The sequence below is a fragment of the Comamonas terrae genome (assembly GCF_001544075.1).
Classification (GTDB): Bacteria; Pseudomonadota; Gammaproteobacteria; order Burkholderiales; family Burkholderiaceae_C; genus Comamonas; species Comamonas terrae.
This window is the reverse complement of record NZ_BCNT01000001.1, coordinates 638,592-654,317: the sequence shown is the minus strand read 5'-3', so window position 1 is coordinate 654,317 and position 15,726 is coordinate 638,592. Positions and strand designations below refer to the sequence as shown.

The following is a 15,726-nucleotide window of genomic DNA, read 5'->3' as shown; positions in this document are numbered from 1 at the left end:
AGCCATGGTTCATGTCTTTTTGGAAATACAGAGACTTCTCGCATGAATTTTTCACAACGCGTCCATCGCTGGGCGGTGCTGCCACAACGCATTCGCGGGATGTTCAATCTGAACGATCCCCGCTGGGGCCGCAGCGACAACAACAACGAAGAAGGCTCGCGCCCTGACGGCCAGCGCCCCGACAGCGAACGCCCGGAACTTCCGCCCGCCCCCGAGCAGCGTCCGCGGCCGCCTTCCCAGCAGGGCCAGCCGCCGGACCTGGACGAGCTCTGGCATGACCTCAACCGCAAGCTTTCCGGCCTGTTTGGCGGCAAGCCGGGCCGTGGCCTGCCGCCCGGCCGCAGCGGCGGCCAGCCTTCCGAGCCCTTCAATGCCGGCAAGGGCATCTTCGTGATCGCCGGCGTGGCCGTGCTGATCTGGCTGGGCACGGGCTTTTTCATCGTGCAGGAAGGCCAGCAGGCCGTCATCACCCAGTTCGGCAAGTACAAGAGCACCGTGGGCGCGGGCTTCAACTGGCGCCTGCCGTATCCGATCCAGAAGCATGAGCTGGTCTATGTCTCGCAGATCCGCTCGGCCGACGTGGGCAGCGACAACATCGTGCGCAGCACGGGTCTGCGCGAGTCGGCCATGCTGACCGAGGACGAGAACATCGTCGAGATCAAGTTCGCCGTGCAGTACCGCTTGAACGACGCGCGCGCCTGGCTGTTCGAAAGCCGCAGCCCGTCGGAAGCCGTGGTGCAGGTGGCCGAGTCGGCCGTGCGCGAAGTCGTGGGCAAGATGCGCATGGATTCGGCCCTGGCCGAGGAGCGCGACCAGATCGCGCCGCGCGTGCGCGATCTGATGCAGACCATTCTGGATCGCTACAAGGTGGGCGTGGAAGTGGTGGGCATCAACCTGCAACAGGGCGGCGTGCGTCCGCCCGAGCAGGTGCAGGCGGCCTTCGACGACGTGCTCAAGGCCGGCCAGGAGCGCGAGCGCGCCAAGAACGAGGCCCAGGCCTATGCCAACGACGTGATTCCGCGCGCTGCCGGCTCGGCGGCGCGGCTGGGCGAAGAGGCGGCTGCCTACAAGGCCCGCATCGTGGCGCAGGCGCAGGGCGATGCCGGGCGCTTCAGCTCGCTGTTCACCGAGTACCAGAAGGCGCCGCAGGTCACGCGCGACCGCCTGTACATCGACGCCATGCAGCAGATCTACAGCAACGTGACCAAGGTGCTGGTGGAGTCCCGCCAGGGCTCGAACCTGCTGTACCTGCCGCTGGACAAGATCATGCAGAGCGTGAGCAGCAACACGGCCGCCGCAGGCGCGGCCGATGCCTCCGGGGTGCCGGCTGCCGGCGCCCCGGCATCGTCGGTGCCGCCTGCCGTGCGTGTGACGCCGGTGCCCGCGGGCGAGGCCCGCAGCCGTGACCGCAGCCGTGAACGTGAATCGCGCTAGGAGAATGCAGTGAATCGAATCGGATTTTTTGTCACCAGCGTTCTGGTCGTGCTGGCTTTGCTGAGTTCCACGCTGTTCGTGGTCGACCAGCGCCAGTTCGGCGTGGTCTATGCGCTGGGCCAGATCAAGGAAGTGATCACAGAGCCCGGACTGAACTGGAAGCTGCCGCCGCCGTTCCAGAACGTGCGCTACATCGACAAGCGCCTGCTGACGCTGGACAGCACCGACACCGAGCCCATGCTGACGGCCGAAAAGCAGCGCGTGGTGATCGACTGGTATGTGCGCTGGCGCATCTCCGACCCGTCGGAATACATCCGCAACGTGGGACTGGATGAAAGCGCGGGCGCGCTGCAGCTCAACCGCGTGGTGCGCAATGCCTTCCAGGAGGAAATCAACCGCCGCACCGTGCGCGAGCTGCTGTCGTCCAAGCGCGAGGCGCTGATGGCCGACGTCAAGCGCGAGGTGCTGGAGACCGTGCGCGGCGCCAAGCCCTGGGGCGTGGACATCGTGGACGTGCGCATCACCCGTGTGGACTATGCCGAGACCATCACCGAATCGGTCTACCGCCGCATGGAGGCCGAGCGCAAGCGCGTGGCCAACGAGCTGCGCTCCACCGGCGCGGCCGAAGGCGAGAAAATCCGTGCCGAGGCCGACCGCCAGCGCGACATCACGATTGCCAATGCCTACCGCGACGCGCAGAAGGTCAAGGGCGAAGGCGATGCCGAAGCCGCGCGCGTCTATGCCGAAGCCTTCGGCAAGGATCCGCAGTTCGCGCAGTTCTACCGCAGCCTGGAAGCCTACAAGGAAAGCTTTGCCAAGAAGAGCGACGTGCTGGTGCTCGATCCGTCGCAGAGCGATTTCTTCAAGGCCTACCGCAATGGCGGCGCCGCTGCCCGGTAGGGCCGGCAGGACTGTCATCGCAATGGCCCCTTCGCGGGCCATTGTTCATTGTGTTGCGACCCAGCGATGGAGATGGAGAGCGGGATATGGAGTGGAGCGATTCCCTGGGCCTGGCCCTTGCGCTGATGCTGATCTTCGAGGGGCTGATGCCGCTGTTTGCGCCGCAGCAGTGGCGCCAGCTGTTCCTGCAGCTCATGCAGCTGCGCGACGGGCAGCTGCGCTTTTGCGGCCTGCTCTGTATCGCAGCGGGAGTCATTTTGCTGATCCTGCTCTGAATACCGCAAATATCGGCCAGGCCTTGCGGGGCAAATTGGGCATGCCCGGCAAAGCCGGTAGAATCGCGTTTTTAACAGCCTCCCCCTTTCTCCATGTCTGCTTGGGTCCTGCCGGATCACATTGCCGATGTTTTGCCCTCCGAGGCGCGGCACATCGAAGAATTGCGTCGAGGACTGCTCGATACCGCGCGCGGCTATGGCTATGAACTGGTCATGCCGCCCATGCTGGAGTACCTGGACTCCCTGCTGACCGGTACCGGCGAAGCCCTGGATATCCAAACCTGCAAACTGGTCGACCAGCTCTCCGGCCGCACCATGGGCCTGCGCGCCGACATGACGCAGCAGGTGGCACGCATCGACGCCCATTTGCTCAACCGCAAAGGCCTGACCCGGCTGTGCTACTGCGGCCCCGTGGTCCATGCGCGGCCCGACCGCCCGCGCGCGACGCGCGAGCCGCTGCAGTTCGGCGCCGAGATCTACGGCCACGAAGGGCTGGAAGCCGACCTGGAAGCCCTGCACCTGGCGCTCGATTGCCTCAGGAGCGCCGGCGTCACCGACATCAGCGTGGACCTGGCCGATGTCCGCATCGTTCGCAATCTGCTGGCCGGCGTGATGGTGGAGGCGCAGGTGCTGCGCAACGTGCATGCGGCACTGGCCTCCAAGGACGCGACCGAGCTGGCCCGCCTGACGCGGGATTTCCCCGCAGCTTCGCGCGAAGGCCTGCTGGCGCTGCTGCAGCTGTATGGCGGCATGGAAGTGCTGGATCAGGCCGAAAAGCTGCTGGAGCGCACGCCCGGCGTGCGCAAGCTGCTATCGCATCTGCGCTGGCTGGCCGAGCGGCTGAGCGGCGTGAAGGTGAGCTTCGATCTGGCCGACCTGCGCGGCTATTCCTATTACAGCGGCACGCGCTTTGCGATCTACGTGCCCGGCGGCAGCGATGCGCTGGTGCGCGGCGGCCGCTATGACGAAGTCGGCGCTGTCTTCGGGCGCAACCGCCCGGCGGCCGGCTTCAGCCTCGATATCAAACAACTGGTGGCTGTCGTGCCCGAGCGCCCGCTCAAGGCTGCCATTCGCGCTCCCTGGGGCGATGACGTGCAGGTGGCCGCGGCCATCGCCGCATTGCGCCAGAAGGGCGAGACGGTGGTCTGCGTACTGCCGGGGCACGAAAGCGAAGTGGACGAGTTCCACTGCGACCGCGAGCTCGTCCAGCAGGGCGGGCAATGGGTCGTGCAAGCCATTTAGGCTTTTGACTAATTCTTCGATTTACCGGATTGGAATATGAAAACATCCAAAGGTCGCAATGTGGTCGTGGTCGGCACCCAGTGGGGTGACGAGGGCAAGGGCAAGCTGGTCGACTGGCTGACCGAGAGCGCCAACGGCGTCGTGCGTTTCCAGGGCGGCCACAATGCCGGCCACACGCTGGTCATCAACGGCGTCAAGACCGCGCTGCACCTGATCCCCAGCGGCATCATGCGCCCCGGCGTGAAGTGCTACATCGGCAACGGCGTGGTGCTGTCCGTGGGCAAGCTGTTCGAGGAAATCGAAGGCCTGGAAAAGGCCGGCGTGCAGGTGCGCGACCGCCTGCGCGTATCCGAAGCCTGCCCGCTGATCCTGCCTTTCCACCAGGCGCTGGACGTGGCCCGCGAAGCGGCCCGCGAGCAGGGCGGCGTGCAGAAGATCGGCACCACGGGCAAGGGCATCGGCCCGGCCTACGAGGACAAGATAGCCCGCCGCGCGCTGCGCGTGCAGGACCTGAAGCATCCCGAGCGCTTCGCCGCCAAGCTGCGCGAACTGCTGAACCTGCACAACCATATCCTGGTGAACGTGCTGGGCTCGAAGAGCTTCGACTTCGGCGCCGGCCTGGCTCCGTACATGCGGGACGGCGAAGTCCAGTTCGACGCGGTGTACGACGAGGCCATGCGCCATGCCGAGCTGCTCAAGCCCATGATCGCCGACGTGTCGCGCGAGCTCAACGAAGTGCACGCAGCCGGCGGCAACCTGCTGTTCGAAGGTGCGCAGGGCACGCTGCTGGACGTGGACCACGGCACCTATCCCTACGTCACCTCGTCCAACTGCGTGGCCGGCAATGCGGCTGCCGGCGCCGGCGTGGGCCCCGGCCTGCTGCACTACATCCTGGGCATCACCAAGGCCTACTGCACCCGCGTGGGCGGCGGTCCCTTCCCGACCGAGCTGGAATGGGAAAAGGAAGGCACGCCCGGCTGGATCATGAGCACCGTGGGCGCCGAGAAGGGCGTGACCACCGGCCGTTCGCGCCGCTGCGGCTGGTTCGACGCCGCGCTGCTCAAGCGCTCGGCCCAGATCAATGGCCTGTCGGGCCTGTGCATCACCAAGCTGGACGTGCTCGACGGCATCGAGGAACTGCAGCTGTGCGTGGGCTATGAGCTCGACGGCGAGAAGATCGACCTGCTGCCCCTGGGCGCGGACGACATCGAGCGCTGCAAGCCCATCTACGAATCCATCCCCGGCTGGACCGAATCCACCGTGGGCGTGACCGAATACGACAAGCTGCCCGTCAATGCGCGCCGCTACCTGGACCGCATCGCCGAAGTGACCGGCGTGCCGATTGCCATGGTCTCGACCAGCCCGGACCGCGACCACACCATCCTGATGCACAACCCGTACAGCGCGCAATAACGGCGGCTCACGGTTTTTACTGAACCCACCATTCAATAGGACCCCATATGCTGACGGAAGACGGCAAGCACCTGTATGTAAGCTATGACGAGTACCACGGTCTCATCGAGAAGCTGGCAATCAAGATCCACCAGTCGGGCTGGGAGTTCGACACCATCCTGTGCCTGGCCCGTGGCGGCCTGCGCCCCGGCGACATCCTGAGCCGCATTTTCGACAAGCCCCTGGCCATCATGTCCACCAGCTCCTACCGTGCCGAAGCCGGCACGGTGCAGGGCCATCTGGATATCGGCCGCTTCATCGCAACGCCCAAGGGTGAGATCGCCGGCCGCGTGCTGCTGGTGGACGACCTGGCGGACTCGGGCGCCACGCTCAAGGCCGTGATCGCCATGCTCAAGACCAACTACCAGCCCATCACCGAGCTGCGCAGCGCCGTGATCTGGACCAAGGGCATCTCGACCTTCGAGGCCGATTATTCGGTGGACTTCCTGCCGACCAACCCCTGGATCCACCAGCCGTTCGAAGGCTACGACACGCTGCGCCCCGAAAAGCTGCTGGAAAAGTGGAAGATCTGAGCGTACAGCCTGTCTTTGCGCCCGCCAGAAAGAGCCCTTGGGGCTCTTTTTTCATGGGACGGTCCCTGTGTGGTTTGCTCCTGGATCAAGAGCTGCAAGCGCATGAAAATAAATGAGTTCAAGGTGTTTTATGTTTGAAGTCATTGAATATCAGGCGCAAGCAGCTCACTTTTTTCATGCAAGGCTGGGTACGGCACCTGTGCAAGGCGGCGATTTCGCCATGTCTTGCGGCAGCGCAAATGCCGTGCAGTTGGTGGGCGAAGCCGGGCCAGCTGTGGTTTTTTTGCCGGCGGCCCGGGTGGACGGGCGCAGTTCCCACGCCGTGGCCGGCGTTCCATGCCCGGCGGTGCCCCAGCATTTTTCACAGTCCGCAGCCGGCTATTGGGCCCTGAGTCCGGCGGGCTGTCCGGGCGCGGCTACACTGCGTCAATTCTGAGAAGGTGGTGGTTTTGTGAGACGTCTCTCTATTGGGCGCATCAGTGTGCTGGGCGTGGTCGTGGTGCTCGCGGTGGGCGGCGGAGCCGCCGCATGGCTGGCCACTTCGGGTTGGCCGGGCTTGAAGCCGGCCAGGGCGGCTGTGGCGCAGCCCGCGGCACCGGCGGCTGCGGCTCCGGCGGCCGGCGGTGCAGCCGCTGCTGCACGCAATACGGCTGCCAGCCTGGCTGGCCAGGGGCAGGCGGCAGCGCCGTCGGCCTCTCTCGCGGCACCCGTGGGTGCCGTGATGCCGGCCAAGGCCGCGCAGTCCGTGCAGGGCACCACGCCCATCTTCGTGCTCAATTCGCTCGACGCCTCCATCAGCGTGATCGACCCCGTGGGCTGGAAGGAGCTGTCGCGCATTCCCACGGGCAAGGAGCCCCATCACCTGTACCTGACGCCCGACGAGAAATCCCTGGTCGTGGCCAATGCGCTGGGCGACTCGCTCACGCTGGTGGACCCGCGCACGGGTGCCGTGCAGCGCGTGATCCGCGACATCGTGGACCCCTACCACCTGCGCTTTTCGCCGGACATGAAGTGGTTCATCACCGCGGCCAACCGCCTCAACCACATCGACTTCTACCGCTGGGATGCGGCCACGCAGACGCCGCAACTGGTCAAGCGTGTGTCCACGGGCAAGACGCCCAGCCACCTGTTCATCGACGCGGACAGCAAGACCGTGTATTCGACCATGCAGGACAGCGACGCCCTGGTCGCCATCGACATCGCCACGCAGACCATCAAGGCGCGCGTGCCCACCGGCCCCATGCCGGCCGACGTCTACGGCAGCCCCGACGGCAGGAAGCTGTTCGTGGGCCTGACCGGCGGCGATGGCGTCGAGGTCTTCGACATCACCGGTCCCGAGCCGCGCAGCCTGGGCCAGATCAAGACCGCGGCCGGCGCCCATGCCTTCCGCGCCGCCGGCGACAACCGCCACCTGTATGTGAGCAACCGCGTGGCCAACACCATCAGCAAGATCGACATGGTGACCGACCAGGTCGTGGCCAGCTACCCGGCGCCCGGCGGCCCGGACTGCATGGATGTCTCCGCCGACGGCCGCTACCTGCTGGTCAGCTCGCGCTGGGCGCGCAAGCTTTCGGTGATCGACACCGTGGAAAAGAAGGTGGTGCAGCAGGTGAGCGTGGGCAAGTCGCCGCACGGCGTGTGGACGCTGGCCCACGCGGCACGCTGATCGCCGCGGAACTTCGAGCCTGCGCCCGGCTCCATCCAGGCAGCCGGGGCCGCGGCACGGCCTTTCGGCCGGCTGCCGCTTCCGCCCGGCATGCGGCGGGCCGGCAATCCGGCCACCTCAAGGAGGGTGGATGCTAAGACGTCAATTCATCTCGGCCACGGCGGCATTCGCCGGTTCCGGCCTCTGGGCGCTGCAGGCTTCGGCCGCGGCGGCGCAGGGCGGTGCGCCCGCTGCGCCGGGCTGCGGCAAGCCCGTGTACCTGACCTTCGATACCGGCCACATGGGCATTGCCCAGTTCGTGGCCCAGGTGCTGCAGAAGCACCGGGTGCCGGTCACCTTCTTCGCGGCGAACGAGCCCACGAAGGAGGGCGGCAGCAGCCTGGGCGACTTCTGGGCGCCCTGGTGGAAGGCGCGCGCCGAAGAAGGGCATCGGCTGGCCTCGCACACCTATGACCACATGTACTGGATGGCGGACATACGCGATTCGGCAACGGGCCAGGTGACGCATTTCAAGGTCCGGCCCTCGGCCGGCGAGCGTGCCAACCAGACCTTCGTGGTCTCGGCGGACGAGTATTGCGCCGAGATTGCCAAGGCCGCGAATCGTCTTGAAAGCATCACGGGCCACAAGACACTGCCCCTGTACCGCGCGCCGGGCGGCAAGACATCGCCGGCCCTGATCGCCGCGGCGCAAAAGGGCGGCTACCAGCAGGTGGGCTGGGCGGCGGCAGGCTTTCTGGGCGACGAGCTGCCCAGCGATAGGTATCCGAATGACAAGCTGCTGGATCGGGCGCTGAAGAACATCCGCAGCGGCGATATCCTGCTGGCGCATCTGGGGATCTGGTCGCGCAAGGACCCATGGGCGCCGGCGGTGCTGGAGCCCTTGATCGTGGGCCTGCTGGAAAGAGGCTTCTGTTTTCGAACGCTGGCCGAGCATCCGGCGTACCAGGGCTGGATCGCCCGGCCGCATGCGGCCTGAGTGTTAGGAGGAAGTTGTGGACTGGCTGGTTCAGTTGTTTGGGGATGCGCAGCAGGGCCTGTTCGAAGGCGTGGTTCAGCCTGTGCTGTTCCACGCGGGCCTGGCGAACCTGCTGGAGGATGGCTATGCGGCCACCGGCTGGCTGCTGGTGGGCCTGTTGCAGATCGTCGTCATGGTGGCCGTGATCGCGCCGCTGCAGCGCTGGATGCCCGTGGAGGCAGTGACCGACCGCAAGGCCATCCGCGTGGACATCTTCTATACGCTGATCCATCGCCTCGGTCTGCTTCGCCTGGCGCTGTTCTTCACGCTGGACCCGCTGTGGGACCTGGTCATGGGGCGCCTGCATGTCTGGGGACTGCCGGTGTTCCACCTGGACGATATCTGGCCCGGCGTGACCGACAACGCATGGATCAGCCTGATCCTGTACCTGCTGGTCTTCGACCTGGTCGAATACTGGATCCATCGCGGCCAGCACCATTACCGCTGGTGGTGGAAGCTGCATGCGCTGCACCATTCCCAACGCCAGATGACGGTCTGGAGCGACGACCGCAACCATCTGCTCGATGATGTGATCCACGACACCATCGTGGTTCTGGTGGCCCAGCTCATCGGCGTGGCGCCAGGGCAGTTCGTGGCCATCGTGGCGCTGACCCAATTGAGCCAGAGCTTCCAGCATGCCAATGTGCGCATCTGGTTCGGCAGGCTGGGCGAGCGCCTGTGGATCAGCCCGCGCTTCCACCGCCGCCACCATGCCATCGGCATAGGCCACGAAGCCATGGCGCCGGTGCGCAACAAGCGCGCCCGCGGCAACAACTTCGGCGTGCTGCTGCCCTGGTGGGACATGGCCTTCGGCACGGCCAACTTCGATCTGCGCTACGACCCCACGGGCGTGCGCGACCAGGTACAGCCCGATGCCCAGGGCCGGCTGCGCGACTATGGCCGGGGATTCTGGGCCCAGCAGTGGCGCGGCATTCTGCGGCTGGTGGGGCGGGCCTGAGGCGGCGCGGGGCCTGAACAGTTCCTCACAATCGTAAACACGCTTTTGGCAAGCTCGGGTATGCTTTGCCCATGGGCTTGCTACTCGACTCTTTCTGGCGTGCGATGGCGTATTGCCTCCATAGGCGGGTGATTGCGTGGTCGCTGTTTCCGCTGGTGCTCATGGCCGTGATGGTCTGGGTGCTCGGCTATTTCTTCTGGGCGCCGGCCGTGCTCAAGGTCCAGCAACTGCTGGACGGTGTGGGCTGGCTGCACTCCCTGTGGCTGTGGCTGCAGAGCCATGGCGTGGGCTATGCGTCCGAGCTCGTGGCCTCGGTGCTGGTGGTGCTGGGATCCACGCCCATCGTCATCGTCGTCTCGCTGCTGCTGGTCTCGCTGTTCATGACACCGGCGCTGACCCGCTGGGTGGCCCAGAGACGCTTTCCTGCACTGGAGAAAAAACATGGGGGCGGCACGCTGGCCAGCATCACGTGGTCGGGCGGCTCCACCCTGATTGCGCTGATCGCCTTGCTGGTCACGCTGCCGTTGTGGTTCATGCCGCCGCTGATGCTGGTGCTGACGCCGCTGATCTGGGGCTGGCTGACCTACCGCGTCATGGCCTTCGATGCGTTGGCGGAACATGCGAGCAAGCAGGAGCGCCGCCGACTGTTCGTGCGCAACCGGCTGGCCCTGATGCTCATCGGGGTGATCTGCGGCTATCTGGGCGCCGCGCCCGGCATCGTCTGGGCCTCGGGCCTAGTGTTCATCGCCGCGTTCTGGATTCTGGTGCCGATTGCGATCTGGATCTATGCATTCGTGTTCGCCTTCTCCTCGCTGTGGTTTGCCCACTATTGCCTGGCGGCGCTGCAGCAGATGCGCGAGAGCCGGGTGGGTGGACAGGACGAACTGCAGGTTCCCTTCGCGCCCGAAGCCACTGCAGGCCATGCTCCGCAGGCAAGAGGCGGCGGTCCCCGTGGCTCCATGCCCTTCACCGGTGCATGAATGCGGAATGCGCTTTTTTGGTGCAATCAATATGCACCAATAAAGTGCATTTCAACGAGCGCTTCAGGCAATGAGACAATGCGCACCGATTTGGTGAAGGTGCGTGGCATCTCGCGGGCACGCTCCAGCCGTGCCTGTGCGGCAGGAAAGCCGTGTGTCCGGCGCTGCGGCAGATTGGCACGCAAACTGCTTATCCCTATCTATCTTTTATTTTGATCAGCCAATTTGGCGGGAGTGATCCGATGGCAAAGACCGTTGCAGACGTCATGCAGATGGTGGAAGAAAACGAAGTCAAGTTCGTGGACTTCCGTTTCACCGATACCCTGGGCAAGCAGCACCACACCACGGTGCCCGTGTCGCATTTCGACGAGGAAAAATTCTCCTCGGGCCATGCCTTCGACGGTTCGTCGATTGCAGGCTGGAAGGGTATCGAAGCTTCCGACATGCAGCTGATTCCCGACCCGAACACGGCCAACATCGATCCGTTCTTCGAAGAGACCACGCTGATCCTGAGCTGCGACGTGATCGAGCCCAGCGACGGCAAGGCCTATGACCGCGATCCGCGTTCGGTGGCCAAGCGCGCCGAAGCCTATCTGAAGGCATCCGGCCTGGGCGATACCGCCTACTTCGGTCCCGAACCCGAATTCTTCATCTTCGACGGCGTGCGCTGGAGCACCGAGCCCGGCAGCACCTTCTATGAGATCGAAGAGTACGAAGCTCCCTGGAACACGGGCGCTAAGTTCGACACCGGCAACCGCGGCCACCGTCCGCGCGTCAAGGGCGGCTACTTCCCAGTGCCCCCGGTGGACACCACGCAGGACCTGCGCGCCGAGATGGTGCTGATCTTGGAGCAGCTGGGCATTCCGGTCGAAGTATTCCACCACGAAGTGGCCGGCGCCGGCCAGAACGAAATCGGCACCAAGTTCTCGACCCTGGTCGAGCGCGCCGACTGGACCGTGCTGCAAAAGTATGTGATCCAGAACGTGGCCAACAGCTACGGCAAGACCGTGACCTTCATGCCCAAGCCCTACCACGGCGACAACGGCTCGGGCATGCACGTGCACCAGTCGGTCTGGAAGGACGGCAAGAACCTGTTCGCAGGCGACGGCTATGCCGGCCTGTCGGACTATGCGCTGTACTACATCGGCGGCATCATCAAGCACGCCCGTGCCCTGAACGCCATCACCAACCCCGGCACCAACAGCTACAAGCGCCTGGTGCCGCACTTCGAAGCTCCGGTCAAGCTGGCCTACTCGGCCAAGAACCGTTCCGCCTCGATCCGCATCCCTTATGTGGCCAATCCCAAGGGACGCCGCGTGGAAGCCCGCTTCCCCGATCCGCTGATGAACCCCTACCTGGGCTTTGCGGCGCTGCTGATGGCCGGCCTGGACGGTGTGGAAAACAAGATCCACCCCGGCGAAGCCGCCACCAAGGACCTCTACCATCTGCCGCCCGAGGAAGACAAGCTGGTGCCCACCGTGTGCCACAGCCTCGACCAGGCACTGGAAGCCCTGGATGCAGACCGCGCCTTCCTGACCAAGGGCGGCGTCTTCACCGACAGCATGCTCGACGCCTACATCGAACTGAAGATGCAAGAAGTCACGCGCATGCGCATGTCGGTGCACCCGGCCGAATACGATATGTATTTCTCGCTGTAATGGCAGCGCAGGTGCAGCATCTGCATCGGCAAAAAGGCGGCTTCGGCCGCCTTTTTCATGGGCGCGATGATTCAACAGCCGCAACCTGGTGAACCAAACAGGGGCAGGAGAATCAGGCAATGGCAGCTGTTTGCACGTATGGAGCGATACTTGCTGCATTGACCGGCCGAGTGGGGCCGGGGACTGCCCGAGGAAACTGATGAAAAAAATGTTGGTGCCATTGCTGATCGCCCTGCTGGCGGGTGCGGCATGGTCGCAAAGCGTGATCTACCGCTGCGGCAACGAATACACGAACAATGTCTCGCAGGCCAAGGCCAAAGGATGCAAGCCCGTGGACGGCAGCGGCGTGACCGTGATCCATGGCTCTTCCCGCCCGGCGGGCAGCGGCGCCGATGCCGCCCGTCCCAAGCCGGCTGCGGGCAGCCCGGTACCCGCGCGTGTGGACAACAGCGCCCAGCGTGCGCGCGATGCCGATGCGCGGGCCATTCTGCAGAGCGAGCTGGCCAAGGCCCAGGCACGGCTTGCCGAACTGAAGACCGAATACAACGACGGCAACCCGGTGCGCACGGCCCTGGAGCTGCGCAATCCCCAGGGCTATCCCGAGCGCGTGGAAAAGCTCAAGGCCGATATTGCGCGCCAGGAAAGCGATGTGGCGGGTATCAAGCGGGAACTGGACCGTTTGCCCAACTGATCCCCTGAGTGGCTCCGCCCGGCTCCAGCGGGAGCGAGGGCCGCGTGGCGGCCCATGCCGCCTTGCGCGCCTGGATTGCGCCGCCTTCATGGTCGGTTATGAATAATTGGCAGGAGGCTTGCCCTTCATGAAAAGTTACCAGGCATTGGACTGGCTGTGCACGCTGATCGCCGTGCTGGACGAGCAGGGCTGCGTGTGCTTCGCCAACGCCGCGCTGGAAAATGCGCTGGGCCAGTCCCGCAGGACCATGGACGGCAGCGAGTTCGCGGTCTGCTTTGCAGAGCCGGCCTTGCTGGAAAAGGCGTTGTCCGGGGCGCGCGACAACGACTTTGCGGCTCTGCGCTTCGAGGCCAGCCTGTTGCGCCAGGGGCAGGATGCGCTGCCGGTGCATGTCACCGTGTCCTTGATGGAACCCGAAAGCCAGGTGCTGGTGGAAATGTGGCCGCTGGAGCAGCAGGCGCGCCAGGACAGGGAGGAGCGGCTGCGCGAGCAGGCGCAGGCCAACAAGGAGCTGATCCGCAACCTGGCCCATGAGATCAAGAATCCGCTGGGCGGCATTCGCGGCGCGGCCCAGTTGCTGCAGATGGACCTGGATTCTCCCGAGCTGCGCGAATACACCACGGTCATCGTCCATGAGGCCGACCGCCTGCAGGCCCTGGTCGACCGGCTGCTGGCGCCGCACCGCCACCCGCACGAGGTGGGCGATGTCAATATCCATCAGGTCTGCGAGCGCGTACGCTCCCTGGTGCTGATCGAATATCCGCAGGGGCTGTCCATTGCACGCGACTACGATATTTCCATTCCGGAATTCAGGGGCGATAGCGCCCAGCTGATCCAGGCCCTGCTCAACATCGTGCAGAACGCGGCCCAGGCGCTGCACCGCCACATTGCCGCGGGCGATGCGCAGATCACGCTCAAGACCCGGGTGGCGCGCCAGGTCACATTGGGAAAGCAGCGCTACAGGCTGGCACTGGAATTGCATGTCATCGACAACGGACCAGGCGTGCCCGATGCCATCAAGGAGCGGATTTTCTATCCTCTGGTGTCGGGGCGGGATGGCGGCTCCGGGCTGGGGCTGACGCTGGCACAGACGTTCGTGCAGCGCCACCATGGCTTGATCGAATGCGACAGCCAGCCCGGCCGCACGGATTTCCGCATACTCATTCCGCTGCCGTGACGCCTGGAGGCACAGCTAGCTATTGAAGGGAAGGATGCAGCACCAATGAAGCCAATCTGGATTGTGGATGATGACCCTTCCATCCGTTTCGTGCTGGAAAAAGCGCTGGCGCGCGAAGGCTGGGCCACGCGCAGCTTTACCCAGGCGCGCGAGGTGATCCACGCGCTGGCGGATGCCAGCTCCAGCGATCCCGAGCGCCTGCCGCCTCAGGTGCTGGTCAGCGACATCCGCATGCCGGGCGGCTCGGGGCTGGAGCTGCTCGAACAGGTGCGGGCGCAGCAGCCCGGCCTGCCCATGATCATCATGACGGCCTATTCGGACCTGGACAGCGCTGTCTCGGCCTTTCAGCGCGGGGCGTTCGAATATCTGCCCAAGCCCTTCGACGTGCCCAAGGCCGTGGAGCTGATCCGCCGCGCGGTGGAGGAAAGCCAGCGCGAGGAGGAATCCGAGGTCCATGCGCCGCTGCAGGCCGAGATGCTGGGCCAGGCGCCGGCCATGCAGGATGTGTTCCGGGCCATAGGCCGGCTGAGCCAGAGCCAGGTCACGGTGCTGATCACCGGCGAGTCCGGTTCCGGCAAGGAACTGGTGGCCCGGGCACTGCACAAGCATTCCCCGGTCAGCGCCGGGCCGTTCGTGGCCATCAACACGGCAGCCATTCCGCGCGATCTGCTCGAGTCCGAGCTGTTCGGCCACGAGCGCGGCGCCTTCACGGGAGCACAGACCCAGCGCCGCGGCCGCTTCGAGCAGGCCGAGGGGGGGACGCTGTTCCTCGATGAAATCGGCGACATGCCGTTCGAGCTGCAGACCCGCCTGCTGCGCGTGCTCTCGGACGGGCACTTCTACCGTGTGGGGGGGCATCAGGCGGTAAAGGCCCATGTGCGCGTGATCGCCGCCACCCACCAGGACCTGGAGCGCCGGGTGCGCGAAGGCGAATTCCGGGAAGACCTGTTCCACCGCCTCAACGTGATCCGCCTGCGCCTGCCTGCGCTGCGCGAACGCCGTGAGGACGTGCCCATGCTGACCCAGCATTTTTTGCTGCAAAGCGCGCGCCAGCTGGGGGTGGAGCCCAAGCGCATCGGCGCGGCGGCGATGGAGAAGCTGCAGGCCTTCAAATTCCCCGGCAATGTGCGCCAGCTCGAGAACATCTGCCACTGGCTGACCGTCATGGCGCCGGCGCAGCAGATTGCCGTCAAGGACCTGCCTCCCGAGGTGCTGGGCACGGATTCCACGGTGGCGGAGCCACCGCTTGCACCTTCTCCGGCACAGCCGCCGGCGGCGCATGCGGAAGCGGCCATGCCCCTGCTGGCTTCCTCCTTCCCGCCGCCGCGCCTGGCGCCGTTTCCTGGAGACGGCGACATGCAGGACTGGCTGCAGGGGCTGAGCCAGGAAGCCAGGCAGTTGCTGGCGCAGGGCGACAACGATGTGTGGGATCAGCTGTCGCGCAAATTTGAAGCCCAGCTGCTGCGCGCGGCCCTGGCGGCCACGCATGGCCGGCGCGTGGAGGCGGCCAACCGCCTGGGCATAGGCCGCAACACCATCACGCGCAAACTGCAGGAACTGGGGCTGGACGACGAAGTTTTTGAGTAGTTTGTGAGCGCGCAGGCGCCTGCCGGCAAGCATTTGCGAGTGAAAACTCCTCGAAGCGCAGGTAGATCAAGCGAAAGCAGCTCACTTTTCAGGAGTTTATTTGTAGGCATGCTCCTAATCCGAGCAGCTGCGAGGACTGACGGAGGGACTCCGCGGGC

16 protein-coding genes are annotated in these 15,726 nt (G+C 65.2%); 15 read left to right on the top strand and 1 reads right to left on the bottom strand.

Going from position 1 to position 15,726, the window contains the following annotated elements; genetic code table 11:
* Positions 1-42: 42 nt before the first annotated feature.
* The 11 genes from hflK (at position 43) to Cte04_RS03005 (ending at position 10,455) form a co-directional block, all read left to right on the top strand.
* The gene (hflK, locus tag Cte04_RS03050) at positions 43-1,434 is read left to right on the top strand and encodes an FtsH protease activity modulator HflK (protein ID WP_066471485.1); all 1,392 of its coding nucleotides are present in this window, start codon (positions 43-45) and stop codon (positions 1,432-1,434) included.
* A gap of 9 nt (positions 1,435-1,443) precedes the next feature.
* Positions 1,444-2,334 carry a protease modulator HflC gene (hflC, locus tag Cte04_RS03045; protein ID WP_066471483.1) on the top strand — a complete coding sequence of 297 codons (891 nt, stop codon included), beginning with the start codon at positions 1,444-1,446 and terminating at the stop codon, positions 2,332-2,334.
* 86 nt (positions 2,335-2,420) lie between these two features.
* On the top strand, positions 2,421-2,609 hold the full coding sequence (locus Cte04_RS03040) for a DUF2065 domain-containing protein (RefSeq protein ID WP_066471481.1): 189 nt from the start codon (positions 2,421-2,423) through the stop codon (positions 2,607-2,609).
* A gap of 93 nt (positions 2,610-2,702) precedes the next feature.
* Positions 2,703-3,851: an ATP phosphoribosyltransferase regulatory subunit gene (locus Cte04_RS03035; RefSeq protein ID WP_066471479.1), complete on the top strand. Its 1,149-nt coding sequence runs from the start codon at positions 2,703-2,705 to the stop codon at positions 3,849-3,851.
* Between the two features lie 36 nt (positions 3,852-3,887).
* The gene (locus tag Cte04_RS03030) at positions 3,888-5,264 is read left to right on the top strand and encodes an adenylosuccinate synthase (RefSeq protein ID WP_066471478.1); all 1,377 of its coding nucleotides are present in this window, start codon (positions 3,888-3,890) and stop codon (positions 5,262-5,264) included.
* 47 nt (positions 5,265-5,311) lie between these two features.
* Positions 5,312-5,836 (top strand): phosphoribosyltransferase, encoded by a 525-nt coding sequence (locus tag Cte04_RS03025; RefSeq protein WP_066471472.1) that lies wholly within the window; start codon positions 5,312-5,314, stop codon positions 5,834-5,836.
* Positions 5,837-5,966: 130 nt separating this feature from the next.
* Positions 5,967-6,272 carry a hypothetical protein gene (locus Cte04_RS21855; protein ID WP_217997562.1) on the top strand — a complete coding sequence of 102 codons (306 nt, stop codon included), beginning with the start codon at positions 5,967-5,969 and terminating at the stop codon, positions 6,270-6,272.
* A 285-nt stretch (positions 6,273-6,557) separates the two neighbouring features.
* Positions 6,558-7,502 (top strand): YncE family protein, encoded by a 945-nt coding sequence (locus tag Cte04_RS03020; protein ID WP_066471957.1) that lies wholly within the window; start codon positions 6,558-6,560, stop codon positions 7,500-7,502.
* Positions 7,503-7,632: 130 nt separating this feature from the next.
* Positions 7,633-8,478, top strand: coding sequence for a polysaccharide deacetylase family protein (locus Cte04_RS03015; RefSeq protein ID WP_066471469.1), 846 nt, complete (start codon positions 7,633-7,635; stop codon positions 8,476-8,478).
* Between the two features lie 16 nt (positions 8,479-8,494).
* Positions 8,495-9,475: a sterol desaturase family protein gene (locus Cte04_RS03010; RefSeq protein ID WP_066471466.1), complete on the top strand. Its 981-nt coding sequence runs from the start codon at positions 8,495-8,497 to the stop codon at positions 9,473-9,475.
* A gap of 71 nt (positions 9,476-9,546) precedes the next feature.
* On the top strand, positions 9,547-10,455 hold the full coding sequence (locus tag Cte04_RS03005) for an EI24 domain-containing protein (RefSeq protein WP_066471463.1): 909 nt from the start codon (positions 9,547-9,549) through the stop codon (positions 10,453-10,455).
* Between the two features lie 26 nt (positions 10,456-10,481).
* Here Cte04_RS03005 and Cte04_RS03000 read toward each other — a convergent pair whose 3' ends face one another.
* Positions 10,482-10,640 carry a hypothetical protein gene (locus Cte04_RS03000; protein ID WP_157081798.1) on the bottom strand — a complete coding sequence of 53 codons (159 nt, stop codon included), beginning with the start codon at positions 10,638-10,640 and terminating at the stop codon, positions 10,482-10,484.
* 57 nt (positions 10,641-10,697) lie between these two features.
* On the opposite strand from Cte04_RS03000, the gene glnA reads away from it, so the two are divergent.
* The 4 genes from glnA to ntrC all read left to right on the top strand — a co-directional run bounded on the left by glnA (position 10,698) and on the right by ntrC (position 15,568).
* The gene (gene glnA, locus Cte04_RS02995; protein WP_066471460.1) at positions 10,698-12,113 is read left to right on the top strand and encodes a type I glutamate--ammonia ligase; all 1,416 of its coding nucleotides are present in this window, start codon (positions 10,698-10,700) and stop codon (positions 12,111-12,113) included.
* Positions 12,114-12,312: 199 nt separating this feature from the next.
* Positions 12,313-12,804 (top strand): hypothetical protein, encoded by a 492-nt coding sequence (locus tag Cte04_RS02990; protein ID WP_066471459.1) that lies wholly within the window; start codon positions 12,313-12,315, stop codon positions 12,802-12,804.
* 127 nt (positions 12,805-12,931) lie between these two features.
* Complete coding sequence (glnL, locus tag Cte04_RS02985) at positions 12,932-13,981, top strand: nitrogen regulation protein NR(II) (protein ID WP_066471954.1); 1,050 nt, start codon at positions 12,932-12,934, stop codon at positions 13,979-13,981.
* Positions 13,982-14,026: 45 nt separating this feature from the next.
* Complete coding sequence (gene ntrC / locus Cte04_RS02980) at positions 14,027-15,568, top strand: nitrogen regulation protein NR(I) (RefSeq protein WP_066471457.1); 1,542 nt, start codon at positions 14,027-14,029, stop codon at positions 15,566-15,568.
* Positions 15,569-15,726: the final 158 nt, after the last annotated feature.

Coding starts and splice junctions, on each gene's coding strand:
- Cte04_RS03040 (WP_066471481.1), top strand. CDS start 2,421: ATGGAGTGGAGCGATTCCCTGGGCCTGGCCCTTGCGCTGATGCTGATC.
- Cte04_RS21855 (WP_217997562.1), top strand. CDS start 5,967: ATGTTTGAAGTCATTGAATATCAGGCGCAAGCAGCTCACTTTTTTCAT.
- ntrC (WP_066471457.1), top strand. CDS start 14,027: ATGAAGCCAATCTGGATTGTGGATGATGACCCTTCCATCCGTTTCGTG.
- Cte04_RS02990 (WP_066471459.1), top strand. CDS start 12,313: ATGAAAAAAATGTTGGTGCCATTGCTGATCGCCCTGCTGGCGGGTGCG.
- Cte04_RS03015 (WP_066471469.1), top strand. CDS start 7,633: ATGCTAAGACGTCAATTCATCTCGGCCACGGCGGCATTCGCCGGTTCC.
- Cte04_RS03020 (WP_066471957.1), top strand. CDS start 6,558: ATGCCGGCCAAGGCCGCGCAGTCCGTGCAGGGCACCACGCCCATCTTC.
- Cte04_RS03025 (WP_066471472.1), top strand. CDS start 5,312: ATGCTGACGGAAGACGGCAAGCACCTGTATGTAAGCTATGACGAGTAC.
- Cte04_RS03005 (WP_066471463.1), top strand. CDS start 9,547: ATGGGCTTGCTACTCGACTCTTTCTGGCGTGCGATGGCGTATTGCCTC.
- glnL (WP_066471954.1), top strand. CDS start 12,932: ATGAAAAGTTACCAGGCATTGGACTGGCTGTGCACGCTGATCGCCGTG.
- Cte04_RS03030 (WP_066471478.1), top strand. CDS start 3,888: ATGAAAACATCCAAAGGTCGCAATGTGGTCGTGGTCGGCACCCAGTGG.
- Cte04_RS03035 (WP_066471479.1), top strand. CDS start 2,703: ATGTCTGCTTGGGTCCTGCCGGATCACATTGCCGATGTTTTGCCCTCC.
- hflK (WP_066471485.1), top strand. CDS start 43: ATGAATTTTTCACAACGCGTCCATCGCTGGGCGGTGCTGCCACAACGC.
- glnA (WP_066471460.1), top strand. CDS start 10,698: ATGGCAAAGACCGTTGCAGACGTCATGCAGATGGTGGAAGAAAACGAA.